Origin of the sequence: Neobacillus drentensis (assembly GCF_036962125.1) — a bacterium.
In the GTDB taxonomy this organism is placed as follows: Bacteria; Bacillota; Bacilli; order Bacillales; family Cytobacillaceae; genus Neobacillus; species Neobacillus drentensis_B.
In genome coordinates, this window is the sequence record NZ_JBALOA010000022.1 from 20,251 (window position 1) to 45,220 (window position 24,970).

Sequence of the window (24,970 nt, forward strand, 5' to 3'; positions counted from 1 at the left end):
GCGCTTGCGCCTTTTGTTCCGCGCAAAAAAAGTGGAGGCTCAGGCCCCCACTTTTAGCAAGTTTATTTTACAGTTATCTTTCGCTTCACGACTGTTTTGTTTAGGGATTTGTCAGTAACCGTGTAGGTTAATGTATAGGTGCCTTTTTTCTTTGTTTTTACGGTTCCGGTTACTTTAATCTTACTTGTTAAACTGCCGTCTACATTGTCCTTCGCGGTTATCCCTTTTTTCGGATTGAAGGAAGATTTGTAACGAATGGTTTTATTCTTAGCCCCTGAAATGATCGGTTTTACCGTATCCTTTATCACATAAGCTGAAGAAACATATCCTCTCTTATGGTCTACGGTTAGAACGGGGTACCAAACAAATTGATTGGTAGAATCATATTTAAATTTTCCGTTAATGAACAATGTTGTATTTTTAGGTAAGGTCCTGAGAACCGTAGTACCTGGTGCTTTTCGTAATTTAACACCGCCCGACGTCGTTACCACTCGATTTCCAACTTTAAAAAAATAAGCCGAGTTGTGTACCTGACCGGTTAGTGTGTATACCAATCTTCTAAACTTAATGTTATCCGGGAGATTGCGATTATAGTAAAAATCAGTTGTTTTAAATGGATATTTGGCTAGTAGGGTATCCTTTAAATAACTGTGCTCTTCTAATTTGGCAAAAACTTGTTCTTGATAGGCTTTCTTATTTCTTAACCCGTTTTTTTGGTAAAGCGGACTGTTCACAGGCTTTGTCCCGTTGTATGCCAAGACAGGGAAATACCAATTTTCAATCACCTGCCGTCCTGCCCCTTTGATTTTTGGCAAATCCTTGCGTGAATACATACTGTTAAGGACTTTGACACCGGTCTCGATATTATAGACGATATCGTTTTTCAACTTATCTTGGTCGTATCCCTTTTGATTGGTCAACTGCATGAGACCAATGCCACCATCTCGAGAAATAACAGGCTTACCTGCTACAAATTGCTGCCATTTCCCGTTTTCCTGTGTAGCCACCGCTTTTACCACTTCAGGAGGAATATTAGCCGCTACTGCTGCATTCGTAAGTAAGCAGTTCATTTGTTGAAAGGTTGGATTGGCATTCGGTTTAATCTTACCGCATTTGGTGGATAAATCTGATGTAGCGGAAGCATTCCCTGCGAACAAACTGATAGTTAAACAGGTTAGTATGCCTGCTTTAAAAAAAGGTAGCTTCACGAATCATATCTCCAATCTATGAATATTTTTATCTATTATTATTTTAACATGTACTGTCAAAAATATTATTTAATTTTGTATTGAAAGAAAAATGAAAAGGCTTACAATAAACTTAAAAGGAAATAGCTGGAGTTAATTCGAATTTTCTAAATGAACGGAAGTAGTCGAATATCTCCCGAATAGGCCTCATATTTTATCAGATTAGGAGTTGACCCAAATGAGTAGCTTTTTACCCGTTAATGGATGGCTGCATTATACGAACCAACATCGAAAATCGCTCGAAACCATGAATAGGAGCCGAGTGAATAGACGTGTTGATATGAGTTTCCAAAAGGCAACTGGGGAGAATCTTGGGGAGGGTCTCAAACGCTATACTTGGAGTGGAGTTCGAGTAAATAGTGATGAATATGTGGACTTTCAATTAGAAGCACAACGAAATGAATTAGTTATTAGTGCTGGATACTTAATTGATCCAGTCGAAAACATATATTCAGTACAAACAGGTCCTAGGCATCCTAATGTCATGATCATGACCCTTCATAATGCCGCTACTGTGGATGTAGAAGTTCATCTGTGGCTAGTAGTGAAAGAATAGTCTGCTACAAAGACAATTCGAATTAATATATAATGTTTTAAAATTTAGGGTCAATCTCCCGTTACCTTCACGGTGGGGAACTGATCCTTTTTATTTTTATAGTAAATATTTCTTAAGTTTCAATTTCAACTTTTTTCATGCCAGGGAACCGTCCCCTCTGGCACTCCGCTCCCCGCGCCACAAAACTTTCATAATTTATCCAATTTTTGAAGAGATGAGTTTGTATAATAGAACTGATATATTCATTTTCGATGACAAAGATTACTAGACTAGCTCCAGAACGCCCGGCCAGGATATATAAATCTTCGCATTCATTGCATAGTGGAAGGTGCATTATTAGGATGAAGAAAACCGAAAATCCTCTAAATGAATTAATCGCTTCTAATTTATACGCCCGCTATAGTGGTATTTTATCCCTTTCTGATATTCCCTTGTTTTTAGTAGATACCAATGGATATGTCTTGAATGAGTTAATCCCATCGCCTGATTTTTGCACCCTTTTATGCCGAAAAAGGCGAGACCAGGTATGCTGTGACTACAGAGACCGATTTAACTCGGACGAAGAAGAGGGAACCTTCGTCTGCCATCACGGGCTCCAAAATATCTTTCTTCCCATTAAATTGCATGATGAGACGTTGGGGTATGTGGCAGGAATGCAGGTCTATTCACAGGATAGCGAATATCAAAAATTTATGATTGATGTCCAGTCGCTTAAAGAAGAAACAAACACGGAATTGGAGTATATCGCTAAATCGATTGCTGCGCTAAAAACCGTTGATGAAAATAAAATGAAAATGCATGAACAATTATGCAGCCACATTGCTAAGAATATTTCCATTGATCTATCGGAAAGTATCAAGGGACATGCCGATTCTGACGTAGCAAGACTGTCAATTGAGAAGGAAATGCTAGAGAAAAAAATTATCGACCTGGAAGCAAAAAACGCATCCCTAGTCGTCAATCCGCATTTTTTATTTAATACCTTAAACTGTATTGCCCGCATCGCCTATTTTGAGCATTCCCAGAAGACGGAAGAACTGATTTACTGTCTTTCCGATTTGCTGAGATACAACTTAAAGCAGGATGATCAGCTTCATACCATTGCTTCTGAAATTGACAACATCGAGAAATACCTATACATCCAGAAGGCTCGCTTTACCAACCGTTTGGAATATATCATTGATGTCCCTGAGAATATTAGAGCTTACAGAATTCCAAACATGGTGATACAGCCCATTGTTGAGAATGCGCTCATTCATGGGATCACGCCCAAGCGGGACGGTGGAAAAATTAGTATTACCGCAGAAGAATTCGCAGATTTAGTTATTATTTATATTGATGATAATGGAAGCGGTTTCCCGAAAGATGTCCTGGAAAAAATAAACCAGTTAGAGAGTAACTCTGGGCTCGGGGTAAAGAGTACCGCCAAACGGTTAAAACAATATTATGGGGACTGCTACGGCTTGGAGATTGTAAAGTCTGATTTTAGTGGAAGTACAGTGGCCATAAAAATTCCCATGCAGCCGATCGGGAGGTGCTGACGAGTGAATGTTGTCCTTATAGTCGAAGATGAAATCCTTGAACGTGAGTTTCTTACCATGGTTGTTCGTGATGAGCTTCATCCGGAAGATTTGCTGCTGACTTGTGATAGTGGAACCGAAGCGGTCAAACTGGCAAGGCAGTATCGGCCCAATCTTATTTTTATGGATTTGATGATCCCTGAAAGGGATGGTCTGAGCACGATTGAAGAGATTAGAACATTTTTGCCTCATTCAAGTATCACTATTTTATCCGCGTATTCAGACTTTTCCTATGCTCAAAAGGCGATTAGTTTAAAAGTATTCGAATATCTATTAAAGCCAATCAAACCTTCAGCTCTTAAAGAGGTGTTTGGTAGAATGTTGAAAGCAGGAGTCAGTCAGCCTGCTCCTGTTCCTACAACTGCAGACAAAAAGCCTGCGGCAGAAAGCATGGAAACGAGAGACGAGTGCTCTACCTTTATCGAAGAATCGATTAAATATATCGAGGAGCATTTTAAGGAGAAGTTAACACTCGAAATGGTGGCTTCTAAGGTGTTTGTCAATGCCAAATACTTCAGCCATGTTTTTAAAAAGGAAATGGGCGTCGCCTTTACAGATTATATCATTCAAATGAGAATTCAATATGCCTGCAGATTGCTAGAAACGACCAATTATCAAGCATACCGGATTTCATGTGAATGCGGCTTTTCGGATCCGTCTTATTTTAACAGGGTATTCTGTGCCAAAATGAACATGACACCGCAAAACTATCGTAAATATGCACATGTAGTTAATCAAAATGATTCAGCAAGTAAGATTATCTGAAAATCCCCACCAGGAGTTTCCTACCGGTGGGGAATTTTTTCAAAGGTCTAGCTCCAGCGCCATATGCCGCTAAAAGGGCGCTTGTGCTTTTCTAAAAACATTTTTTAAAAATTTGTACCAAATCATCCTTTGAAGGCTGTCTTGGATTCGAAGGGGTGCAGCGGTCAAGTATGGCTGTTTCAGCCATATGCTCCAGTACATTTGCAAATTCGGCCTGGTCAATGCCAAGGGCTCGAATTTGATTTTCGACTCCAAGCGCTTTTTTCAACTGCTTCACTGCTTGCATGAAATGAACAGTCCCTTCACGTTTTGTTCGTGATGGCAGCTGAAGAACTCCGGCCAATTTGGAATAGCGGTCGGCAGCCGAGTTGGCCGTGCTTCCGTTTAAGTCAGCATTGTATTCCATCACCGCATTCAGTAGAAGGGCATTGGAGCGGCCATGGGAAATATGAAAGGTGGCTCCGAAAGCATGGGCAAGGCTGTGATTGATGCCAAGACCTGTATTGGTGAAGGCCATTCCCGCTAAACAGGAAGCATTCAGCACACGATCTCGTGCCACATCATTCTTGGGATCCTTATAAAGAATTTCAAGATTTTCGAAAATAAGCTTAATCGCTTTTTCGGCAAGCGCATCGCTGAAGTCAGTGGCGTTCGTAGAAACATAGGCCTCGATGGCATGAACCAAAACATCTATTCCCGTATCTGCGATCACACGCTGCGGAACATGTTGAATGCAGGTGGAGTCTAGGATTGCAATATCCGGTGCGATAAACTCATCGATTACGACTACCTTTTCTCCCTCAGAGGTAATCACAGAAAAGTCCGTTACCTCAGAGCCGGTTCCGCTCGTTGAAGGGATGGCAATAAAGAGCGGTTTTTTGATTTCTTCATTTGGGGCACTGCCGAGCTTCCAGGCAAAATAAAGGATTCCTTTCGCCGAATCGATGGCTGATCCGCCGCCGATGGCAATCAGGACGTCAGCGCCGCTTTCTTTGTAAAGCTTCAGCCCTTCGGTAATTAACGCAACATCCGGATCAGGGCGGACTCCTGTGAAAATGGTTGAGCTGATTCCGGCTTCGTTCAAGTAATCGACCACTTGCTGCAGATATCCGAGTGATTCCATAATCGAATCGGAGACAATAAATGCCCGGGAGCCATTAATCTGTTTTAAATATTGTAATGATTGCCTATTAAGATAAACCTTGGTTTTGAGAATAAACTTGTCTTCGATGATCGTTACCTCCCAACTTAAAACACCTTTTTATTAATGATTGCAACTTAACCTTATCATAGAAAATGATTTAGAGATGGAAGTTTTGCTAGAAAATGTAGCATTATCGTAGCTTAATAAACTCCTATCTTGCATTTATTCATTTTTCTTGGACAATGGTTATTTTTAAAGGTAAAGTTCCTATTTTATTCACATAGGTTCATTGACCTGCCAATTTATTGGAAGTATACTATTTTATAATAATTTTAATGTGCACTGGTGGAATTTTGAATGAAAATAGAAGATTTGATACAGAAAAAACTGCGCAGCATTTTCAATGATGACCGAATTATCTATGATAAATCCCGTTTTGCTGGCGGACTCACTAATTACAACTACATAATGAACATCAAAGGAACAGAGTATATTATTAGACAGCCGGGCGGAATGACGAATCAAATGATCGATCGCATAAACGAAAAGGTCAACAATCAAATCGCCTCAGAACTTGGTTTAAATTCAGAATGTGTTTATTTTGATGAAATCAGCGGGATTAAAATCAGTGCATTTATTAAAAACAGCATGAACATAGCCGTTGTCGATCCAGGCAGCCCGGATAGCTTAAAAGCTGTCTCATCTCTACTGAAAAAAACTCATACTAGCACCAAGTGTTTTCCTAATTCCTTTGACTGGGAGCATGAATTAGCCAAGTATGAGGAAATTGTACGAGAGCTTAATGGTGATTTTTTCTATGACTATAGAGATTTGAAGAAGGACCTGCTGGGTTTTTTTGATAAAAATATCGAACAAAACTTCACCCTTCCCTGTCACAATGACACAGTACCAGAGAATTTTATCGTTAATGACAAAGGTGAAGCGTATTTAATTGACTGGGAATATTCCGGTATGAATGACCCTGCCTGGGATATAGCTGCCTATATTCTCGAATCCAAACTAAGCGAAGAACCGATTGGTGATTTCCTGCTAGACTACTATGGTCAATGGCCGGCAGCAGATGAAGAATTAAAAATTAAAGGGTTTATGCTGGCACAGGATTTGCTTTGGACGGTATGGGCATTGGTTCGGCACTATCATGGCGATGATTTTCTCGACTATTGCTATTTTAGGTATGAACGTTTCCGCAAGAATATGAAGCAGATTAACCGCTTATCAGAATATACCATTGCCGGCATAGTGGAAAATTGAATAATAAGGAAATAAGGACGCCTCCCGAGAAATCAGGCGTCTTTTTTATGGGATTTTTACAATATTTATGGCAAATTTACGAACGGAAATTTATTGAATAAGATAACGATTGTACAAATTGACAAAAAATATAAGGATATTATCCAGTAAAATACTTCCCAAGATGCCATAATAAAGCGCTTTCTTCAAGTTATGATGAATATGCACTTAAACTATTAAAAAATTTTATAAGGTAAAAGGAGTTTTGCGTATGAACGATATAACGGGGGCATCTCAATCGTTAGCCATTGCTGCAAAAAAGAAGCTATCATCGCAATTTTTCAAAAAGGGAATTGTCATCGCTTTATTCTCTGGTCTTATGTATGGTTTCTATTCAGCGTTCTTAACCTTAGGGATGTCAAAAGGGGTTTGGGCCGAATGGTATGGTGCCAAAACGGTTTTATCCGCCTTTGCCATCACCTATTTACTTGGAGCGCTGGGCAGTGCGGTCAACGATACTGCTAGTGCTGGCTGGGCATTATTGAATGTCGGTGTAAAAGGAAAAATGGGCGATTTCTTTCGAACACTTAAAACGAAGCCTGGTCGGATCATGATTTTGGCGGCTCTTGTCGGAGGTCCTATTTCCAGTACCGCCTATGTTGTCGGACTTCAAATGGCAGGCTCCATCGTTATACCAATTACGGCACTTTGCCCAGCAATTGGGGCGATTCTAGGCAGAATTCTTTTTAAACAACAATTAAATAAACGGATGATGTTGGGGATCGCCATCTGTGTGGCGGCAAGCTTTATGATCGGCAGCACAAGTATCGGCGGCGATGCACCAAAAGGAATGTTCCTTGGCATCTGTATAGCATTTATCGCGGCACTAGGCTGGGGCTTTGAAGGCTGTGTGGCTGGATATGGCACATCGATGATTGATTATGAGATTAGTATCACTATCCGCCAGGTCATTTCAGGTCTATCTAACTTAATTATTTTACTTCCTATTTTCGGCTTATTGGCTGGTGATATTGGCCTTTCTACGGATCTCGCTATACAGGCATTTACAAGTGGTTCAGCGATGATTTGGATTGCGATTGCCGGTTTCTGTGCTTGGATTTCCTATATGAGTTGGTATCGTGGAAACAGTATGTGCGGTGCCGCTCTGGGAATGGCGTGTAACGGCACTTACTCGTTCTGGGGACCATTCTGCTGTTGGATTGTACTCGGTGTGATCTTCGGTATGGATGGCTGGTCAATCCCAACCATTGCTTGGATTGCTGCTGTCGTCATGATATTTGGGATTTTACTTATCGCTATGAACCCGCTTGATTTATTCAAAAAAGGCAAGGGTCAGGGCGAAGAAAAAATAGCCAGCTGACAAAAGATAAGGAAATAGGAGGGAAAAACTTTTGAAACCGCTTAATTACGCTATTTTAAAACACTTTACAAAAGTGGAAGAAGCTTGTGCGGAAGATGTGATTGATGCCCTGAAAGGTGAATACGGAAAGTTTAGGGCACTTAATCGAAACGATGTCATATCGGCTTTAATGACCGCTGAAGCTAATGGTCTTATAGAAGAAACAAAATTCGAAATGGACGCATCAGGCACCTTAAGAATTTATTACCATGCCCACGAAGATGGTGCTAGCACCATCAATAATTACATTAAGGACTAACGGGGGGAGCAGGATGAGGTATCAAGGAGATGAAGCCTTAGGACTTGTCGAAACGGTGGGAATGGTTCCGGCGATTTCCGCAGCAGATAAAATGCTGAAGGCGGCAAATGTTGAGCTTGTGTCATACGAAAACGTCGGTTCCACGCTCGTTACCATTATGGTAAAGGGTGACGTTGCTGCTGTAAGAGAATCAGTGGAAGCAGGAGCGGCTGCGGCGCGGGCAATCGGTAAATTAACGGCTTACAATGTCATGCCGCGGCCGATTAAGAGTGTTGGTGACATCGTCTCATTATATGACATTGATAAATAAGAAAGGCCGAAGTGCCAATTCTCGAGGTCGATTTTTATCATTCCTAATAAATTTAAATATAGGTTAGGGGACTAACTAAAATGAATCAATACGAAGCTTTAGGGTTAATTGAAACATTTGGGATCGTTTATGTGCTGGAGGCTGCTGATGCGATGTGCAAAGCAGCAGATGTGGAATTGATTGGCTTTGAAAACGTTGCTTCAGGTTACATTTCCGTACTGGTCCACGGCGATGTCGGAGCATGCCAAACCGCTGTAGAAACCGGCGTAAAAGCGGTAGTGGATATGGGTGCTGAAGTCTATAGTTCCGTTGTCATTCCAAGACCTCATCCAGATATTGAAAAAATCATTGAACGGTATTCGATTGAGAACTTGCTTGGGTAAATGATAGATGGAAGGAAAGGAGGAGAGTCAGAAATGAATATTATCGATAATGATTTGCTCTCCATCCAAGAAGCGCGAATTCTTGTAGAGAATGCCCGTGAAGCGCAGAAAAAGCTCGCCACTTTTCCACAAGGAAAACTGGATGAGATTGTTGAACAAATGGCAGCAGAAATGGCGAAGCAGGCACAAGAACTTGCCGTCATGTCCAGTGATGAAACGGATTATGGCATTTGGCAGGATAAATACCAAAAAAACCGCTTCGTTACGGAGTATTTGCCAACCAAACTTAGAGGAATGACTTGTGTAGGAATCATCAGTCATGATGAACAAAACAAGACAATGGATATTGGAGTCCCACTAGGGGTAATAATTGGTCTGTGTCCTGCAACGAGCCCTGTCTCTACTACGATTTATAAGGCATTAATCGCCATTAAGTCCGGAAATGCCATCATTTTCTCGCCTCATCCAAGAGCAAGAAAAACGATTGGCAAGGCACTTGATTGTATGATTCGTGTGGCCGAGGGAGCCGGTTTGCCGGAAGGTGCCCTTGCCTACCTGCATACCGTGACGCCAAGCGGAACGCTGGAGTTAATGAATCATCCTGCCTCCACCATCATTATGAATACCGGTGTACCGGGCATGCTGAAGGCGGCGAATAATTCCGGGAAGCCCGTTATTTATGGGGGAAATGGCAATGGCCCGGCATTTATTGAACGAACAGCTGACATCAAGCAGGCAGTTCGAGATATTATTGCCAGCAAAACGTTTGACAATGGTGTCGTATCCGCAGCCGAACATTCGGTTGTCGTCGACCGCTGTATTGCCGCGGAGGTAAAGCGGGAGTTTAAAGAAAACGGAGCCTATTTTATGACCGCTGAGGAATCGCAACAGTTAAGTGCCCATCTTTTTCTAGCAAATGGGTGTGTGGATTCCGAAATGGTGGGTAAAACAGCCTCCGAATTAGCAAAGTGCGCTGGATTTTCTGTTCCCGACCATGTGAGAGTACTAGTTTCAGAGCAAAGATATGTCTCCGATGATAATCCGTTCACAAAAGAAATTCTTTGTCCTGTTTTCGCCTACTACATAGAAGATGACTGGATGAATGCCTGCGAGAAATGCATTGAATTGTTGATTAGCGAAAAGAACGGGCATACGCTGGTGATTCACTCAACAGATGAAGCGGTGATTAGCCAGTTTGCATTGAAAAAACCAGTCGGAAGAGTGCTCGTCAATACCCCGGCTTCTTTTGGGAGCATGGGAGCAACAACCAACCTTTTCCCTGCGATGACACTGGGCAGCGGATCGGCTGGTGCAGGAATTACGACAGATAATGTCTCGCCGATGAATCTTATTTATATCCGTAAAGTGGGTTATGGGGTTCGAAAGTCGGAAGATATGACCAACAGCCTGTTCATAGAGGAACCATCACCAGCGCGAGATTCCCAGCCCTCTCGCGAATACAAAATAGAAGACCTGCAGATGCTCCAGCAAATTTTGAAAAATGTCCTCCAAGGCATTTGATCCGAGGAGCATCATGAACGATCGATAAGTTTTAAAGGAGGAGAGGAAAGGAATGTTAGATATTCGTGACTTTTCAGTAAAACTAGCTGAAGCGACGAAAAACATGTCTGAAGCAGAGCGGGCATCTTTACTTAAATTATTTGAAGGTGTCTCGAAGAATATGGAAAAAGAAGAGCCTCACCATGGCAGTGAAGGCAGCGATAACGATGGCGGAATTCCGGATGGAATGACTGAACGTCTGAAAAAGCTAAAAGAAACCTACCTGAAGCATGTTCCTTCGATTACGACCTACCGTGCGAGAGCGATTACGAAGATTGCAAAGGAAAACCCGGGTATGCCGAAGATTATGCTCCGGGCCAAATGCTTCCGGTATTGCTGCGAAACCGCACCCCTCGTGATTCAGGATGAGGAATTGATTGTCGGAGCACCAAACGGAGCACCGCGTGCGGGCGCATTTTCACCAGACATTGCTTGGCGCTGGATGGTAGACGAAATAGATACGATTGGCAGCCGGCCGCAGGATCCATTTTATATTTCTGAGGAAGATAAACGAGTGATGCGTGAGGAGCTGTTCCCATTCTGGGAAGGTAAGTCCGTTGATGAACATTGTGAAGACCAATATCGTGAGGCAGGCCTTTGGGAGCTTTCTGGTGAGTCCTATGTTTCGGACTGTTCATACCATGCTTTAAATGGCGGCGGGGACTCTAATCCAGGATACGATGTCATTCTGATGAAGAAGGGTATGCTCGATATTCAACAGGAAGCAAGGGATCATCTCGCCAAGCTGGATTATGAAAATCCTGAGGATATTGAAAAAATCTATTTCTATAAATCTGTTATTGATACAACAGAAGGCGTGATGATTTACGCCAAACGTTTATCCGCGTATGCAGCTGAACTTGCTGCAAAGGAAACAAATCCAAAGCGTAAAGCTGAATTACTTAAGATTTCTGAAGTGAATGCACGGGTACCTGCCCATAAGCCAGAAACATACTGGGAAGCGATCCAGGCAGTTTGGACGATTGAATCCCTGCTTGTGGTGGAAGAGAATCAGACAGGAATGTCGATTGGCCGGGTGGATCAGTATATGTATCCACTTTACAAAGCAGACATTGAAAGCGGCCGAATGAGTGACTATGAAGCATTTGAACTCTCCGGTTGTATGCTTATCAAAATGTCAGAAATGATGTGGGTCACAAGTGAAGGCGGTTCCAAGTTCTTTGCAGGCTATCAGCCATTTGTCAATATGTGCGTTGGCGGTGTGACAAGAGACGGCCGTGATGCAACGAATGAGCTTACTTACCTGCTGATGGATGCCGTTCGTCACGTGAAGATTTACCAGCCATCGTTAGCTGCACGAATTCATAATAAATCACCACAGAAATATCTGAAGAAAATTGTTGAAGTCATTCGTTCAGGAATGGGTTTCCCAGCCTGCCATTTCGATGATGCGCATATCAAGATGATGCTTGCAAAAGGAGTTTCCATCGAGGATGCCAGGGACTATTGTTTGATGGGCTGTGTGGAACCACAGAAGTCTGGCCGGCTTTATCAGTGGACATCCACTGCTTATACCCAATGGCCAATCTGTATCGAATTGGTGCTCAACCATGGGGTACCGCTTTGGTACGGCAAAAAGGTCACTCCGGATATGGGAGACCTGAGCCAATTTAAAACCTATGAAGACTTTGAAAAGGCCGTGAAAGAGCAAATAAAGTATATTACCAAATGGTCATCCGTTGCCACTGTCATTTCGCAGCGTATTCACAAAGTAATGGCACCAAAACCGCTCATGTCCATCATGTACGAAGGCTGTATGGAAAGCGGCCGCGATGTTTCTGCAGGCGGTGCGATGTACAACTTTGGTCCAGGGGTGATCTGGTCTGGTTTAGCTACCTATACCGACTCGATGGCTGCGATCAAGAAACTAGTTTTCGAAGACAAAAAATATACCTTGCAGCAGTTGAATGAAGCATTAAAAGCAGACTTCGTCGGCTATGAGCAGATTCGAACAGACTGCTTGAATGCTCCAAAGTATGGTAATGACGAAGACTTTGCTGATTTAATCGCTTCAGATTTAGTCCATTTTACAGAAATGGAACACCGTAAATACAAAACGTTATATTCTGTTTTGAGCCATGGTACTTTATCCATTTCGAACAACACGCCATTTGGACAATTAACAGGGGCATCTGCCAACGGCCGCCGTGCCTGGCTGCCATTATCCGATGGAATCAGCCCGTCACATGGTTCTGATGTCAAGGGTCCAACGGCAATTATCAAGTCGATATCGAAGATGGCTAACGATAGTATGAACATCGGAATGGTTCATAACTTTAAATTGATGTCGGGACTTCTTGATACACCTGAGGGCGAAGAAGGAATTATTACTCTTTTACGGACTGCCTCAGTCCTCGGTAATGGCGAGATGCAATTCAACTATCTTGATAACAATACACTGATTGAAGCGCAGAAGCATCCAGAGCACTATCGTGATTTAATTGTCCGCGTAGCCGGTTACAGTGCCTTCTTCGTTGAGCTGTGCAAAGATGTTCAGGACGAAATCATCAGCAGAACCATGCTGAAGTCGTTCTAATTTTTAAAAAAATACGCTGCTGCCCGTTTGTACATAGTCAGGCAGCCGCAAAATTATTTAAATAACCAATAGGAGATTAGGGGTATGGGCAATACAACCGCGGGTTTGATTGAAAGAAAAGCACTCATCTTCAACGTGCAGAAATATAACATGTTTGATGGACCAGGTGTAAGAACAATCGTATTTTTTAAAGGATGCCCGCTCCGCTGTAAGTGGTGTGCGAATCCTGAAGGCTTGGAACGGAATATTCAAGTCATGTTAAAACAAAGCTTATGTACAGATTGCGGTGCTTGTGTTCCTGTCTGCCCGGTTGGAATGCTCAATCTTTCAAAAGAAACCTCCAAACTTGAGGTAGCCCGTGACATTAACTGTATTGGCTGCCGAAAATGTATCGATGTTTGTCCGGAGTCTGCCTTATCGATTGCAGGGGAAGCAAAAACCATTTCTGAACTGTTGGAAATGGTCGAAGAGGATCGATCCTTTTATGAAATGTCGGGCGGCGGCGTTACCTTAGGTGGCGGGGAAGTATTGATGCAGCCTGAGGCTGCCGCCAATCTACTGATGGCCTGCAAGAAGGAAGGAATCAATACGGCGATTGAAACCAGCGGCTATGCCAGTCTTTCTGCTGTCCTTCAAGTTGCCGAGTTTACCGACCTATTTCTATATGATATGAAGCACATGGATTCCGATGAGCACTTCGAATACACGGGCGTACGCAATGAACGGATTTTGAATAATTTGTCAGAATTACTAAAACGCAGGTTTAATGTGAGAATCAGAATGCCGCTTTTAAAAGGAATCAATGACAGCTGGGAAGAAATAGACCAAGTCATTCAGTTCCTCCTGCCTTATAAGGATTATAAAAATTTCAAAGGGATTGATTTATTGCCCTACCATAAATTTGGGGTCAATAAATACAATCAGCTCAGCAAGGATTACCAAATTACCGGAAACCCGAGTATGACCGCTGAGGACATGGAGAGAATTGAAAGCTGGTTTAAACAATATGACTTCCAAGTGAAGGTAGTCAATCACTAAAAGTTTATTAGATTGAGGTAAGAATAATGGGAGCATTTGGCGATAAATCAATCGAGCGGATCATCCAGGAATCGGTACCGGGAAAACAAGTGACAATTGCCCATGTGATTGCTTCCCCTATGCCGGATATTTATGAACGGCTGGGAATAGATGAGAAAGGCGCAATTGGCATTCTTACTCTGACACCTTATGAGTCCGCCATTATTGCTGCTGATATTGCTACAAAAACGGCTGACGTCGAAATTGGCTTTCTTGATCGCTTTACAGGATCGGTCGTGATTAGCGGGGATGTCCAAAGTGTGGTAACCGCACTAGAAGCCGTAAATGAAACATTCAAAACTATGCTGGGATTTGTGACAACCCCAATAACACGGACATGAGAAAAAAGCGAATCATGGTCATCGGACCGACCAACTGCGGCAAGAGCACATTAGTGAATACCCTAAATGATGAGATGAGGCCGATCCGAAAAACACAGAATCTGATTTACGGAAAGCATACCATTGATGTTCCGGGTTCTTATATTGAAAACACGTGGATGTATAAATATATCATTTCTGCTATGCAAGATGCCTCCCATGTCTTGATCTTGGTGGATCAATCCAAGACTGCCGCCGTCTATTCACCAGGGTTTGCCAAAGTGTTTAGATGTCCTGTTATTGGTGTGATTACCAGAGCGGATCTAAGGCCGGAGAATGAGGGATTTTGTATCAATCAGCTTCAGAAAATTGGAGCGGCAGAGCCTTACTTTAAAATCAGCGTCGAGGATGGCAGCGGAATCGAAGCGTTAAAAGAATGCTTATTCGAAAAGAAAGATAGGTAATGAAAATGAAATTTATTACCGAAAGTTACTTGAGGAATCTATATAAAAAGGAACCCTTTACGGTTTATGAGTTAGGACAAGGAGCACGGCTTACACCAGGCGGTCGTCAGTATTTAAGCGATCGGGGAATTAAATTCCTGGATTCCGGTGTTCAGAAAAAGAAGGAAGACACGAAGAAGCTAGCCGAGGGTCCGCCAGAGGTTAAGGTGGATTTGAAAAGGCTGCAGTTTCAAAGCCGGATGAAGTCAATTGAAGCCTTGTTTTTGTTAACCTGCGAAGAGTTGTTGGGCAAAGATGTTGATCTGGCTCATTCGGTTGTAAAAATCTACAAACAACATGCTTCGATTAATCGTGCTGTAAAAACCCATGGTTCGTTAGAAAATCTTCCTTGTACAGAATGCGAGGGAATCAAGGAATCCAATTTTTCCAGCAATCTTGGTGATTGTTTTGAAATTACAGACTTTCATATGCAGCTTGAAAAGGGCAGGGAGATCTTAACCTTACATAGACTTCGCTGTGCGCTTCAAGAAATGGAGCCCTTGATGCTGGAGCTTTGTGAGAGCAGTAAGGAAGAAAAAGAGTGGTACGAAGACATGATGGGCAAGATCAATCAGATGATTAATAGTCTTTCGCAATTAATCCATTTGACGGTAGGAGGAAACAAATGTCTAAGGAAGGAATGACTTTTGAATTCTGTGATCGGCTGGTAGAAGATTTTGAAAAAGTCATTGAACATCCTATCGCTGGTAAATCTTCTGTTTACTATACTGGAGTCGATTTAGGAACTGCCTGTGTCGTTTTAGCTGTTTTGGATGAAAACTACCGTCCGGCCGCAGGCGCTTACCGTTATGCAGATGTTGTCCGCGACGGGATGGTCGTTGATTACATTGGCGCTATCAATATCGTCCGTGAGATGAAGCGCGAGCTTGAGGAAAAATTAGGAGCGGAACTCACTTTTGCTGCAGCTGCCATTCCACCGGGAACCGAGGCGATCGATTCAGGAGCTGTAAAGAATGTGGTTCAGGCTGCTGGCTTTGAATTAACCAATTTGCTCGATGAGCCAACCGCCGCGAATGAAGTTCTAAAAATGAAAAACGGAGCCGTCGTTGACATCGGCGGTGGTACTACAGGCATTTCCATTCTTGTTGATGGCAAGGTTGATTATGTCGAGGATGAGCCGACAGGCGGAACTCATTTTTCACTGGTGATTTCCGGAGCCTATAAACTCCCTTTTGCCGAGGCTGACCTGTATAAACGTAATCCCAAGAATCATAAGGAATTGCTGCCGGTATTAACACCTGTCATTGAAAAAATTTCATCGATTATCACCCGCCATGTCAGCGGTTATGACGTCAAGGAAATATCCTTGGTCGGTGGTACTGCCTGCTTGGCCGGTATTGAGAAGATTATTGAGAAGAAAACGGGGATTTACACACATAAACCAAAGAATCCAATGTTTGTCACTCCTTTAGGAATTGCGCTTAGTTGCACACAGGAGATTATGGATTAGTATAAAGAAAGTTTGTAAACCAGCAATACAAGTGGAAGAAGGTGTGTTTTATGATAACTGCCATACTCATTGATAATGTATGGGCAACTAGAAAAGCAGAATCACTTAACGGTCTAAAGTTTATGCTGGCAGAAGTGATTGGCGGCAGCAATGAAGGGGAGCGTATGGTTGTTGTCGATATCATCGGTGCCGGTATCGGAGACCGAGTGATTGTTACCACCGGCTCATCGGCCCGCAGAATGCTTGGTGATGATGCCATTCCGGTTGATGCTTGTATTGTTGGGATTATTGATGAAGATTGCCAGTTTACGTGATAAGGGTGATGGGAAATTGAGTTTGCTAGATTTGGTTAAGGAAGCCGGCATTATCGGTGCAGGAGGGGCAGGATTCCCCACTCACGTGAAGCTGGCCGCTAAGGCAGAATATATCCTTCTAAACGGTGCTGAATGTGAGCCGCTGTTAAGAGTAGACCAGCAAATAATGGCGCTCTATCCTGATGAAATTATTAAAGGATTTGAAGCGGCCGGCCGATTGGCAGGGGCAGAGAAGGCGCTGATTGGTATTAAAGGAAAGCATAAAGATGTGGTTTCGATTCTAAAGGGGCGAATCGATGCCTTAGGCTTGAGCGATTTTGTTGAGGTTCGAGAGCTCAAAGACGCCTATCCTTCAGGTGATGAACAGGTTTTGGTCTACGAACTGACGGGACGGGTGGTTCCGGAGGGCGGCATCCCGATTCATGTTGGCTGTGTCGTCATCAATTCGGAAACAGCTTTAAATATTTACCATGCTTCGATGAACAGGGCTGTGACGGAAAAATATATCACCATTGCCGGTGATATTCCGAAGCGCTTGACCGTAAAGGTTCCAGTCGGCACACCGATGATCGAGGTACTGAAGTTAAGCGGAATTGATAATTTTGCCGATTATGCGGTCATCGATGGCGGTCCAATGATGGGACCGGTCATGAAGAGCATGGAAGCTTATGTCACAAAGAAAACCAAGGGCTTAGTTATTTTAAAAAAGCAGCATCCGTTGATTAAACGAAAAACAACCAGCCCTGAACAGGCAAAAAGAATGAATAAGTCGTGCGAGCAATGCCGGATGTGTACAGATATGTGTCCTCGTTATCTGCTTGGGCACAACTTGCAGCCGCATAAGATGATGAGAGTCACCAACTATAGCCTGCAGGAGGCAGAAGACCAAACGATGGTTTATCTATGCTCCCAGTGCAATTTGTGTGAATTGTTCTCCTGCCCAATCGGCTTGTTTCCAAAGTCAAACCATCAGTATTTGAAACAGAAATTAATCGAAAAGAATATTCGCTATACACCGGTGCCGAGATCATTCGAGCCCCGCAAAAACCGCGAATATCGTTTGGTTCCTAGTAAACGGCTTGTGGCTAAATTAGGCTTGTATCATTTAGATCAACCGGCGCCAATGACCGAGATAATGCTTGAGCCGAAGGTTGTTTATATTGCAAAAAGCCAGCATGTGGGAGCACCGGCCATTCCAGTCGTTTCGGTTGGCGATCATGTAGAAGTTGGCCAGCTGATCGGAAAAATTCCGGAAAATAGTTTAGGGGCAGCCATTCATGCCAGTATTTCCGGAACAGTGGTAGAAAGTGATAATGCTTATATTGCGATAAGGAGGGACAAGTGATGGCAAACGCTATTGGAGTGGTTGAATTTACGAGCATTGCCCGTGGAATGTATGCGGCCGATCAGATGGTGAAGATTTCGGATGTAGAAATCGTTACAGCTTCCTCTACCTGCCCGGGTAAATATATTGCCATCGTTCATGGCGATGTTGCTTCCGTTTCTGATTCAGTCGAAACAGGCGAACGGCTGGCGGAGGAATATTTAGTTGATTCTCTGATTATCCCGAATGTCAGTCCTGCGGTATTTCCTGCCATTGCAGGGACAACCGTGCCAGATCGAATTCAGGCTCTTGGTATCATCGAGTCCTTCTCGTTGGCATCAATGATTTTAGCGGCCGATGCTATTCTAAAGACCGCTGATGTAGAGGCGCTTGAACTTCGCTTGGGAAATGGGCTTGGCGGTAAGGCATTCTTCACTTTTACCGGCGATGTGGCAGCGGTGAATACGAGTATGGATGCAGGGAAGGCCATTGCCAAAGAAAAAGGTCTGCTGGTCAATTGCGAGGTAATCGCCTCGGTGTCCGACCGGCTGATTCCAAGTTTATTTTAAGATGTGATTGTGACAATGAGTTTTCGCCGATGAGGAGGTGAAGATATGAAGAAATTAATCTGTGCTAAAGATGTAGAGGTTGTGGAGAAACAGGGACAGAAAGTCCTTTATATCACTAGTAAAACCATTATTACTCCAGCAGCTAAGGATGCAGCGAAAGTTTTTGGTATCGAGTTTTCTACTGAGAAAGTAGGTAGTGAGTCCGAACTTTCTAAACTAGCCAATTCAAACAACGGTGAGATCGACAGCCAGATGATTTATTCGGTGCTTAAAGCACTTGTTGATAAAGGTCTGCTAAAAGGATTATTAGAAAACCTCCCTGCAGCGCCATATGCGGCTGAACTTGATAGCGGCGGGCTGAAGCTGGTTCGCGGAAATTCTGTGAAATTTGATGTATTTGATACCGGTAATCCCGACAATAAAGTCTTTTATCAAGAATTAATTAGTAAAGACGAATCGTCAATGAGTGCTGGATTTTTAACAATAGAAAAATCAAGCTTTGAATGGGAATTAACCTATGAGGAAATCGATTATGTCATTGAAGGTACGGTGACAGTCTCAATTAATGGAAAAACCTATACTGCCTACCCTGGTGATGTTCTCTATGTTCCTTCAGGTTCTAAGGTAGTTTGGGGCTCTCCTGATAAGGCCAAAATCTTCTATACTACATACCCGGCCAACTGGGCTGACCTTATGTAGAAGGTAAGGAGGGGGAAAAATGCAGGCACTGGGGTTAATCGAAACGAAAGGACTCCTGGCAGCGGTGGAATGTGCCGATGCCATGCTCAAGGCAGCAAACGTGACTCTTATCGAAAAGACCCTTGTAGGCGGCGGTCTTGTTGCTATCGCTGTAACCGGTGATGTAGGCGCTGTAAAAGCGGGGGTTGAGGCCGGGGCTGCTGCAGTGGAGCAGCTAAATCGTGCACTATTGGTATCTCAACATGTTATTCCCAGGCCCCACGAGGAACTGGCTGACTTAATTGGGCCAGAAAAAACAGTGGACCAAGATATTGTGGGCGAACCAGTTGGGGAAGCAGTGGACGAAGAAAAAGTAGCTGAACCAGTTGCGGAAGCGGTGGACCAAGATAAAGAGGCTGAACCAGTTGCGGAGGCAGTGGACGAAGAAAAAGAGGCTGGACCAGTAATAGAAGCAGTAAACCAAGATAAAGTGGTGGTTGAACCAATTAAGGAAACTGCCGGCCAGGCTGGGACGGTTGAAATTTTAAGAAAAAATGCCCTGAAACTAGACCCGGAGGAAATCAATAAGAAGAGGATTGACTATATCGTTCTTGAATACGGTTTAGACATCGCCCTTGAGCTTCTCGGCAGTCTAAAAGTAACCAACCTCCGAACTCTGGCAAGGGAATATAAGAGCTTAGGTATTGCAGGACGATTCATCTCAAAAGCTGATAAGAAAACACTGCTTTTAGAGTTAGCTAACTATTACCAAAAAACAACAAAAAAATAGATTTCTAGATTATGTGAAAGGGGGGAATTCTCTAATGGAGAATTTCGACTATGATTTAAGGTCCATCCAAGCAGTTAGAGATCTTGCCCGCTTAGGAAAAGCAGCAGCGGAACAGATGGCTGACTATACAGAAGAGCAAATTGATCAAATCCTGCGCAATATGGTAAAAGCAGCTAAAGAACATGCGGTAATGCTGGCCAAAATGGCTGTTGAGGAAACTGGTTTTGGTAAAGTGGAGGATAAAACTTACAAAAATCATTTAGCATCAACTATTTTGTATCAATCCATTAAAGATATGAAAACCATTGGTATCATTCGGCATGATGAAGCGACTCAAATAATGGATGTTGCGGAGCCTGTTGGGTTGGTTATGGGGATTATCCCTTCCACCAATCCCACATCAACAGCCATTTATAAAGCAATGATTGCCGTTAAATCCCGTAATGCGATTGTCTTTTCGCCGCATCCATCTGCCGCGAAATGTACACTAAAGGCAGCTGAAATCATGAACCAGGCGGCAGTAGAGGCGGGTGCACCAGCCAATATTATTGGGTGTATTTCGTTACCAAGCATGAATGCCACCAATGAGCTGATGGAATGTAAAGAAGTAAAAATGATCATAGCAACAGGCGGCCCAGGACTTGTAAAAGCCTCCTATAGTAAAGGAAAGCCAGCCCTTGGCGTTGGCGCTGGCAACTGCCCTGCCTATATTGAGAGAACGGCCAATGTTCAAAAAGCCGTGAAGGATATTTTGGCAAGTAAGACATTTGATTACGGTACCATTTGCGCATCTGAACAGTCTGTGATTGTGGAAGAATGCAACCACGAGCAGGTGGTAGCCGAATTCAAAAAGCAGGGCGGCTATTTTATGAGCCCTGAAGAAACAGCAAAGGTCTGTGAACTACTATTTAAAAATGGACATGCCATGAATGCAAAGTATGTTGGAAGATCGCCACGTGTGATTGCAGAAGCAGCAGGATTTTCCATTCCGGAAGGTACCAAAGTTTTGATTGGTGAACAAAAAGGAGTCGGCCCAGCATATCCATTATCCTATGAAAAATTAACATCTGTTCTTGCTTTCTATACAGCAAAAGATTGGGAAGAAGCTTGTCAGCTTTGCATTCAACTGCTTCAAAACGGTATTGGCCACAGCATGAGCCTACATACTCAAGATAAAGATATCGTCATGAAGTTTGCGAAAAAACCAGCATCGCGGATCTTGGTGAATACGGGCAGTACACAGGGAGCTACTGGAGCAAGCACGGGACTAATGCCTTCCTTCACACTGGGATGCGGGACATGGGGAGGCAGTTCGGTTTCAGAAAATGTCAGCCCAATCCATTTGATCAATATTAAGAGAGTGGCTTACGGACTAAGGGATTGCAGCACATTAGCTTCTGCTGACCCGACCTTCGACTATCCTGAGCTATCATTAGCTAGCTGTGAAAGCGGCCAGGAAGTGTCAGATTTCTTAAAAGGGAATATTGACTTTTCAAATAATGAACAGCTTGTCAAGCTCATAAACGATCTAGTAGCAGCAATGGCGAAGGGGTAACATCACATGGACAAATATGAGAATGTTCTACAACTTTTAATGGAGGCGCTCCAATCTAATCAGGCTTCTACAGAAGTGAAAGAGGTGCCACAAGCTGTATCCGTACAGGTTGAGGTGAATGAGGACTCCTTCAATATCCCGGTCGGGGTGTCTAATCGGCATATTCATTTATCCAAAGAGGATTTATATCGCTTGTTTGGAGATTGGTATCAGCTGAAAAAAACAAAGGATTTATCCCAGCCTGGACAATATGCCTGTAATGAAACCGTAACGATTTGCGGTCCAAAAGGTGCGATTGAAAAGGTGCGAATTCTTGGACCTCTTCGCGATCAAACGCAAGTGGAAATTCTTGAAGGTGATACCTTTAAGTTAGGGATTACCACCCATCCAAGAATGTCAGGCCAGTTGAAGGGCTCACCAGGGATCACCATTATCGGACCCAAAGGATCTGTGCAGCTTACGGAAGGTCTGATTATAGCTCAAAGACATATCCATATGAACCTGGCTGATTCTGAGCGTCTAGGTGTCCGTGATAAACAGATTGTCTCGATCGAGTTTAATGGTCCACGCGGCGGCATTTTAAACAATGTGGCGATTCGAGCAAATGCCACTTCTGCGCTGGAATGCCATATCGATACAGAGGAAGCAAATGCCATGGGTGCTAAATCATCGACAAAGGTCAAAATCATAAAATAACCAATTTGGAGGAATAAAACATGAGATACGATGCATTAGGAATGATCGAAACTAAAGGTTTAGTTGGTGCAATTGAAGCGGCGGATGCCATGGTTAAAGCAGCAAATGTTAACTTAATCGGAAAAGAACTTGTTGGCGGCGGTTTGGTTACTGTCATGGTAAGAGGTGATGTAGGTGCCGTTAAGGCCGCAACGGATGCAGGAGCTGCAGCAGCTGAACGAGTAGGAGAACTTATTTCCGTTCATGTAATCCCACGTCCACACGGTGAAATGGAAGGTATTCTTCCTGGAGAGAAAGCAGTTAAGGAATCTGTAACCGTTTAAGTTTACTAGCGTTAGTGCAATTTTTAATCAAAGAAAAATACTATTTTGGAGGGATTAACAATGAAATATGATGCATTAGGAATGATTGAAACAAAAGGTTTAGTGGGAGCAATTGAAGCAGCAGATGCCATGGTTAAAGCAGCAAATGTCTATCTAATTGGAAAAGAACATATTGGCGGCGGGCTTGTAACCGTCATGGTAAGAGGAGACGTAGGTGCAGTTAAAGCAGCAACAGATGCAGGAGCAGCAGCAGCGGAGCGTGTTGGCGAATTAGTTTCCGTTCACGTCATCCCACGTCCACACGCAGAAGTAGAAACCGTTCTTCCAGCCCAAGCAGCCAAAGAATTAGTAAGATAAGATACCGTGTTCCGTCCCCCTGGGTGTCCAGGGGGACGTTTTACTAGTCGAAGATGAGTAAATTGATCCGGCAGAACCAGCCTTGGGGCATTTCTGTGGCATTACTTAAAAACTGCATGTTATTGGTGTGGGGAACTTTGCCAACAACATGCAGTTCTTATTTTAAGAACGTTATTCATAGTCTAATCTTAACCTCAGTACCGTCCTTTGCTTTGACATCTACGAGTACGAGTCCTTTATGATGTTTCAGTTCCTCGATGATGGGCCTTAGCATTTTTTTGTCTATCTGTGGGATGGTAATGTCCAGTTTTTTTCTTTCGAAGTGTTCCTTTGTCCATTTGTTTGCCTGTTGATGAATAAACTTTGAGGACAATATGGAAATACTGATGTCTAAAAGGGCATATGGAATGGGAATCGTAAACCGAATGTCTTTTGCTTTCACTTTTAGATGGAGCATATGCCACTCACTATTCAATGATGACAGAAACGGTATCCCCGTTTGCTGATTTAACATCCACGATTTGGCCATCCAATTCGTTCTCGATGGCTTCAATAATAAGAGTGATGTCGAGATCCTTTACATACTTTTCTGACTGAGGAATACTCGATGCGATGCTGTGGCCAGCCATTAATACCGCCTTAATCAGTTTTACGGGCAAATTGACCGTGACGTTATCATTTTCAGCGGAAACGACACGAATTTTTAAAGTTTTATCTAAATATTTCGTTGGTTTCTCTACTAGCTTACTTCCTGCTTCTACTTTTTGTTTTAATACTTGGATCAGTTCTGACCCCTTATCGGCATCAATTTTTCCCTCTTGCACCATGGTTAATACTTTGGCAATTTCCTCTTTCATGTTCAATTCCTCCCTATTCTTCATCTTTTAAGAGCTTAATGGCTTCTTCAGGAGTGATTTCGCCCTTTTCCAACATGGCGACAACCTTTTTCTCGTCAACCTCATTTTTCTTCTTTTGTACATACCCAAGCGCTGAGATGATGTCGTTTAGTTTGCCTCGAACAGTTGGATAGGAAATACCCATTTCCTTTTCAACTTCCTTAATACTTCCTCTGCATGTTAAAAATACTTCGACAAAATGAAGCTGATCCTTTGATAATGACGCCAGTTTCGAGAACTCAAACTCATTTTCGATCGTCGTGTGACAATGGGAGCACTGCAACTTCGTAATCTTCAATGTGTTACTGCAGACAGGACAATTTGTAATTACATTATAGGCCATAATGAATTCCTTTCCTTTAGTTGATTTGATTATAAATCAATTATTTTAAATGGTAAATAGTAAAAATTAATTTTTTGATTAAATAAATTAAGATAATTAATTTTGTTATTAAATATATTTAATTTTGGTGTCCGGGACTCACTCTTTATAGTAGGTAGAGAAGCGAAGGGCATTTCAGTCATATGACTCACTCATTTCCCATCTGGAGGAAATTAAGGTATCCATGGTAAATGAAGAGGCGTCTCATTTCCCTTCTTAAGCGGTTTTTCGCACGTTCGGTAAATGAGGGGGTGTTTTATTGCCCGTCATAAGGGATTTACCGCACGCTCGGTAAAAGAGGGCATGTTTCATTGCTCGTCTAAGGGAATTTATTGCTGCCTCGGTAAATGAAGGAGGAAGAGAAGGCAGCCCACCGATATAATTGTAAAATGCTAAAGTGTTGCTTGGAGATTTCTTAATTATTCGGTGCTTGTCACGACACAATATTAATCAAAGATTGATAGCTTCTTATATTTATATTTACAGAAGGGAGTATTCCAAAGAATATAATTGAAAAACTTTCTGTTGCATAATTAAATAGTAGGTGTTATGATGTAAAAGTTGCTTTTAACAGAGGCTTTACTAGTTAAAAGTGATAGAAAATAAGTTGAAAAATTATATTGACATAGTAATAGAGATTCGATATAATAATCAATGTCGCTTTTGACAAGATGAATTGTTCT

General features: G+C 42.7%; 28 protein-coding genes and 1 pseudogene. 24 read left to right on the plus strand and 5 right to left on the minus strand.

Annotated elements, in window-relative coordinates; translation table 11 throughout:
* Nucleotides 1–62: 62 nt before the first annotated feature.
* Nucleotides 63–1,208, minus strand: coding sequence for an immunoglobulin-like domain-containing protein (locus V7121_RS18905; RefSeq protein WP_335501376.1), 1,146 nt, complete (start codon nt 1,206–1,208; stop codon nt 63–65).
* Nucleotides 1,209–1,425: 217 nt separating this feature from the next.
* Between V7121_RS18905 and V7121_RS18910 the strand changes: the two genes are divergently transcribed.
* From V7121_RS18910 to V7121_RS18920, 3 genes are all read left to right on the plus strand, one after another.
* Complete coding sequence (locus V7121_RS18910; RefSeq protein WP_335501375.1) at nt 1,426–1,803, plus strand: hypothetical protein; 378 nt, start codon at nt 1,426–1,428, stop codon at nt 1,801–1,803.
* Between the two features lie 341 nt (nt 1,804–2,144).
* A complete protein-coding gene (locus V7121_RS18915) occupies nt 2,145–3,344 on the plus strand; it encodes a histidine kinase (protein ID WP_335501373.1) in 1,200 nt (399 codons plus the stop codon).
* A 3-nt stretch (nt 3,345–3,347) separates the two neighbouring features.
* On the plus strand, nt 3,348–4,148 hold the full coding sequence (locus V7121_RS18920; protein ID WP_335501370.1) for a response regulator transcription factor: 801 nt from the start codon (nt 3,348–3,350) through the stop codon (nt 4,146–4,148).
* A gap of 91 nt (nt 4,149–4,239) precedes the next feature.
* Here the strand turns inward: V7121_RS18920 and V7121_RS18925 are convergent, their stop codons facing one another.
* On the minus strand, nt 4,240–5,382 hold the full coding sequence (locus V7121_RS18925; protein ID WP_335547438.1) for a 1-propanol dehydrogenase PduQ: 1,143 nt from the start codon (nt 5,380–5,382) through the stop codon (nt 4,240–4,242).
* Nucleotides 5,383–5,649: 267 nt separating this feature from the next.
* Here V7121_RS18925 and V7121_RS18930 point away from each other — a divergent pair, with 267 nt between their 5' ends.
* The 21 genes and pseudogenes from V7121_RS18930 to eutM (V7121_RS19035) all read left to right on the plus strand — a co-directional run bounded on the left by V7121_RS18930 (nt 5,650) and on the right by eutM (V7121_RS19035) (nt 23,009).
* Nucleotides 5,650–6,564 carry a choline kinase family protein gene (locus V7121_RS18930; protein ID WP_335501369.1) on the plus strand — a complete coding sequence of 305 codons (915 nt, stop codon included), beginning with the start codon at nt 5,650–5,652 and terminating at the stop codon, nt 6,562–6,564.
* Nucleotides 6,565–6,814: 250 nt separating this feature from the next.
* Nucleotides 6,815–7,924 carry an EamA family transporter gene (locus V7121_RS18935; RefSeq protein ID WP_335501367.1) on the plus strand — a complete coding sequence of 370 codons (1,110 nt, stop codon included), beginning with the start codon at nt 6,815–6,817 and terminating at the stop codon, nt 7,922–7,924.
* Nucleotides 7,925–7,955: 31 nt separating this feature from the next.
* On the plus strand, nt 7,956–8,222 hold the full coding sequence (locus V7121_RS18940) for a hypothetical protein (RefSeq protein ID WP_335501365.1): 267 nt from the start codon (nt 7,956–7,958) through the stop codon (nt 8,220–8,222).
* A 13-nt stretch (nt 8,223–8,235) separates the two neighbouring features.
* On the plus strand, nt 8,236–8,532 hold the full coding sequence (locus tag V7121_RS18945; protein WP_335501363.1) for a BMC domain-containing protein: 297 nt from the start codon (nt 8,236–8,238) through the stop codon (nt 8,530–8,532).
* Between the two features lie 80 nt (nt 8,533–8,612).
* Nucleotides 8,613–8,915: a BMC domain-containing protein gene (locus V7121_RS18950; RefSeq protein WP_335501360.1), complete on the plus strand. Its 303-nt coding sequence runs from the start codon at nt 8,613–8,615 to the stop codon at nt 8,913–8,915.
* A gap of 33 nt (nt 8,916–8,948) precedes the next feature.
* Nucleotides 8,949–10,436, plus strand: coding sequence for an aldehyde dehydrogenase family protein (locus V7121_RS18955; RefSeq protein WP_335547421.1), 1,488 nt, complete (start codon nt 8,949–8,951; stop codon nt 10,434–10,436).
* Between the two features lie 52 nt (nt 10,437–10,488).
* Complete coding sequence (cutC, locus tag V7121_RS18960; RefSeq protein ID WP_335501356.1) at nt 10,489–13,032, plus strand: choline trimethylamine-lyase; 2,544 nt, start codon at nt 10,489–10,491, stop codon at nt 13,030–13,032.
* A gap of 84 nt (nt 13,033–13,116) precedes the next feature.
* On the plus strand, nt 13,117–14,070 hold the full coding sequence (cutD, locus tag V7121_RS18965) for a choline TMA-lyase-activating enzyme (RefSeq protein ID WP_335501354.1): 954 nt from the start codon (nt 13,117–13,119) through the stop codon (nt 14,068–14,070).
* Nucleotides 14,071–14,096: 26 nt separating this feature from the next.
* Complete coding sequence (locus tag V7121_RS18970) at nt 14,097–14,450, plus strand: BMC domain-containing protein (protein ID WP_335547423.1); 354 nt, start codon at nt 14,097–14,099, stop codon at nt 14,448–14,450.
* A 14-nt stretch (nt 14,451–14,464) separates the two neighbouring features.
* Entirely contained in the window at nt 14,465–14,893 is a 429-nt protein-coding gene (locus V7121_RS18975) for a EutP/PduV family microcompartment system protein (protein ID WP_335547425.1), read from the plus strand.
* Nucleotides 14,893–15,576, plus strand: a complete 684-nt coding sequence (locus tag V7121_RS18980) for a cobalamin adenosyltransferase (RefSeq protein ID WP_335547427.1) — start codon at nt 14,893–14,895, stop codon at nt 15,574–15,576. Before V7121_RS18975 ends, V7121_RS18980 begins: the two co-directional genes overlap by 1 nt.
* Nucleotides 15,558–16,403 (plus strand): ethanolamine utilization protein EutJ, encoded by an 846-nt coding sequence (gene eutJ, locus V7121_RS18985; RefSeq protein WP_335501344.1) that lies wholly within the window; start codon nt 15,558–15,560, stop codon nt 16,401–16,403. The genes V7121_RS18980 and eutJ overlap by 19 nt, the downstream gene beginning before the upstream one ends.
* Nucleotides 16,404–16,453: 50 nt before the next feature.
* Nucleotides 16,454–16,717 carry a EutN/CcmL family microcompartment protein gene (locus tag V7121_RS18990; protein ID WP_335547429.1) on the plus strand — a complete coding sequence of 88 codons (264 nt, stop codon included), beginning with the start codon at nt 16,454–16,456 and terminating at the stop codon, nt 16,715–16,717.
* Nucleotides 16,695–18,062, plus strand: coding sequence for a 4Fe-4S dicluster domain-containing protein (locus V7121_RS18995; RefSeq protein WP_420490733.1), 1,368 nt, complete (start codon nt 16,695–16,697; stop codon nt 18,060–18,062). The genes V7121_RS18990 and V7121_RS18995 overlap by 23 nt, the downstream gene beginning before the upstream one ends.
* Nucleotides 18,062–18,610, plus strand: a complete 549-nt coding sequence (locus V7121_RS19005) for a BMC domain-containing protein (protein WP_335547431.1) — start codon at nt 18,062–18,064, stop codon at nt 18,608–18,610. Before V7121_RS18995 ends, V7121_RS19005 begins: the two co-directional genes overlap by 1 nt.
* A gap of 45 nt (nt 18,611–18,655) precedes the next feature.
* Nucleotides 18,656–19,309 (plus strand): cupin domain-containing protein, encoded by a 654-nt coding sequence (locus V7121_RS19010; RefSeq protein ID WP_335547433.1) that lies wholly within the window; start codon nt 18,656–18,658, stop codon nt 19,307–19,309.
* A gap of 19 nt (nt 19,310–19,328) precedes the next feature.
* Nucleotides 19,329–19,592, plus strand: a pseudogene (locus V7121_RS19015) (BMC domain-containing protein); the annotation flags it as partial.
* A 520-nt stretch (nt 19,593–20,112) separates the two neighbouring features.
* On the plus strand, nt 20,113–21,633 hold the full coding sequence (locus V7121_RS19020; RefSeq protein WP_335547436.1) for an acetaldehyde dehydrogenase (acetylating): 1,521 nt from the start codon (nt 20,113–20,115) through the stop codon (nt 21,631–21,633).
* A 6-nt stretch (nt 21,634–21,639) separates the two neighbouring features.
* Complete coding sequence (locus V7121_RS19025; protein ID WP_335501333.1) at nt 21,640–22,329, plus strand: phosphate propanoyltransferase; 690 nt, start codon at nt 21,640–21,642, stop codon at nt 22,327–22,329.
* A gap of 20 nt (nt 22,330–22,349) precedes the next feature.
* The gene (gene eutM, locus V7121_RS19030) at nt 22,350–22,652 is read left to right on the plus strand and encodes an ethanolamine utilization microcompartment protein EutM (protein WP_335501331.1); all 303 of its coding nucleotides are present in this window, start codon (nt 22,350–22,352) and stop codon (nt 22,650–22,652) included.
* A gap of 60 nt (nt 22,653–22,712) precedes the next feature.
* The gene (gene eutM, locus V7121_RS19035; RefSeq protein WP_098263328.1) at nt 22,713–23,009 is read left to right on the plus strand and encodes an ethanolamine utilization microcompartment protein EutM; all 297 of its coding nucleotides are present in this window, start codon (nt 22,713–22,715) and stop codon (nt 23,007–23,009) included.
* Nucleotides 23,010–23,184: 175 nt separating this feature from the next.
* Here the strand turns inward: eutM (V7121_RS19035) and V7121_RS19040 are convergent, their stop codons facing one another.
* The 3 genes from V7121_RS19040 to V7121_RS19050 are packed head-to-tail and all read right to left on the minus strand — an operon-like array spanning nt 23,185 to nt 24,248.
* On the minus strand, nt 23,185–23,466 hold the full coding sequence (locus tag V7121_RS19040; RefSeq protein ID WP_335501431.1) for a hypothetical protein: 282 nt from the start codon (nt 23,464–23,466) through the stop codon (nt 23,185–23,187).
* A 10-nt stretch (nt 23,467–23,476) separates the two neighbouring features.
* Nucleotides 23,477–23,866 (minus strand): SHOCT-like domain-containing protein, encoded by a 390-nt coding sequence (locus V7121_RS19045; protein WP_335501329.1) that lies wholly within the window; start codon nt 23,864–23,866, stop codon nt 23,477–23,479.
* A 13-nt stretch (nt 23,867–23,879) separates the two neighbouring features.
* Nucleotides 23,880–24,248 carry a DUF2089 domain-containing protein gene (locus V7121_RS19050; protein ID WP_335501328.1) on the minus strand — a complete coding sequence of 123 codons (369 nt, stop codon included), beginning with the start codon at nt 24,246–24,248 and terminating at the stop codon, nt 23,880–23,882.
* Nucleotides 24,249–24,970: the final 722 nt, after the last annotated feature.

What these genes read in the sequence shown, in the direction of transcription:
- eutM (WP_098263328.1), top strand. Translation starts at nt 22,713, where the DNA reads ATGAAATATGATGCATTAGGAATGATTGAAACAAAAGGTTTAGTGGGA.
- V7121_RS18910 (WP_335501375.1), top strand. Translation starts at nt 1,426, where the DNA reads ATGAGTAGCTTTTTACCCGTTAATGGATGGCTGCATTATACGAACCAA.
- eutJ (WP_335501344.1), top strand. Translation starts at nt 15,558, where the DNA reads ATGTCTAAGGAAGGAATGACTTTTGAATTCTGTGATCGGCTGGTAGAA.
- eutM (WP_335501331.1), top strand. Translation starts at nt 22,350, where the DNA reads ATGAGATACGATGCATTAGGAATGATCGAAACTAAAGGTTTAGTTGGT.
- V7121_RS18980 (WP_335547427.1), top strand. Translation starts at nt 14,893, where the DNA reads ATGAAAATGAAATTTATTACCGAAAGTTACTTGAGGAATCTATATAAA.
- V7121_RS18915 (WP_335501373.1), top strand. Translation starts at nt 2,145, where the DNA reads ATGAAGAAAACCGAAAATCCTCTAAATGAATTAATCGCTTCTAATTTA.
- V7121_RS18995 (WP_420490733.1), top strand. Translation starts at nt 16,695, where the DNA reads ATGAAGATTGCCAGTTTACGTGATAAGGGTGATGGGAAATTGAGTTTG.
- V7121_RS18955 (WP_335547421.1), top strand. Translation starts at nt 8,949, where the DNA reads ATGAATATTATCGATAATGATTTGCTCTCCATCCAAGAAGCGCGAATT.
- V7121_RS19005 (WP_335547431.1), top strand. Translation starts at nt 18,062, where the DNA reads ATGGCAAACGCTATTGGAGTGGTTGAATTTACGAGCATTGCCCGTGGA.
- cutC (WP_335501356.1), top strand. Translation starts at nt 10,489, where the DNA reads ATGTTAGATATTCGTGACTTTTCAGTAAAACTAGCTGAAGCGACGAAA.
- V7121_RS19040 (WP_335501431.1), bottom strand. Translation starts at nt 23,466, where the DNA reads ATGCTCCATCTAAAAGTGAAAGCAAAAGACATTCGGTTTACGATTCCC.
- V7121_RS18930 (WP_335501369.1), top strand. Translation starts at nt 5,650, where the DNA reads ATGAAAATAGAAGATTTGATACAGAAAAAACTGCGCAGCATTTTCAAT.
- V7121_RS18945 (WP_335501363.1), top strand. Translation starts at nt 8,236, where the DNA reads ATGAGGTATCAAGGAGATGAAGCCTTAGGACTTGTCGAAACGGTGGGA.
- V7121_RS18990 (WP_335547429.1), top strand. Translation starts at nt 16,454, where the DNA reads ATGATAACTGCCATACTCATTGATAATGTATGGGCAACTAGAAAAGCA.
- V7121_RS18970 (WP_335547423.1), top strand. Translation starts at nt 14,097, where the DNA reads ATGGGAGCATTTGGCGATAAATCAATCGAGCGGATCATCCAGGAATCG.
- V7121_RS19025 (WP_335501333.1), top strand. Translation starts at nt 21,640, where the DNA reads ATGGACAAATATGAGAATGTTCTACAACTTTTAATGGAGGCGCTCCAA.
- V7121_RS18935 (WP_335501367.1), top strand. Translation starts at nt 6,815, where the DNA reads ATGAACGATATAACGGGGGCATCTCAATCGTTAGCCATTGCTGCAAAA.
- V7121_RS18950 (WP_335501360.1), top strand. Translation starts at nt 8,613, where the DNA reads ATGAATCAATACGAAGCTTTAGGGTTAATTGAAACATTTGGGATCGTT.
- V7121_RS19045 (WP_335501329.1), bottom strand. Translation starts at nt 23,866, where the DNA reads ATGAAAGAGGAAATTGCCAAAGTATTAACCATGGTGCAAGAGGGAAAA.
- V7121_RS19050 (WP_335501328.1), bottom strand. Translation starts at nt 24,248, where the DNA reads ATGGCCTATAATGTAATTACAAATTGTCCTGTCTGCAGTAACACATTG.
- V7121_RS19020 (WP_335547436.1), top strand. Translation starts at nt 20,113, where the DNA reads ATGGAGAATTTCGACTATGATTTAAGGTCCATCCAAGCAGTTAGAGAT.
- V7121_RS19010 (WP_335547433.1), top strand. Translation starts at nt 18,656, where the DNA reads ATGAAGAAATTAATCTGTGCTAAAGATGTAGAGGTTGTGGAGAAACAG.
- V7121_RS18975 (WP_335547425.1), top strand. Translation starts at nt 14,465, where the DNA reads ATGGTCATCGGACCGACCAACTGCGGCAAGAGCACATTAGTGAATACC.
- cutD (WP_335501354.1), top strand. Translation starts at nt 13,117, where the DNA reads ATGGGCAATACAACCGCGGGTTTGATTGAAAGAAAAGCACTCATCTTC.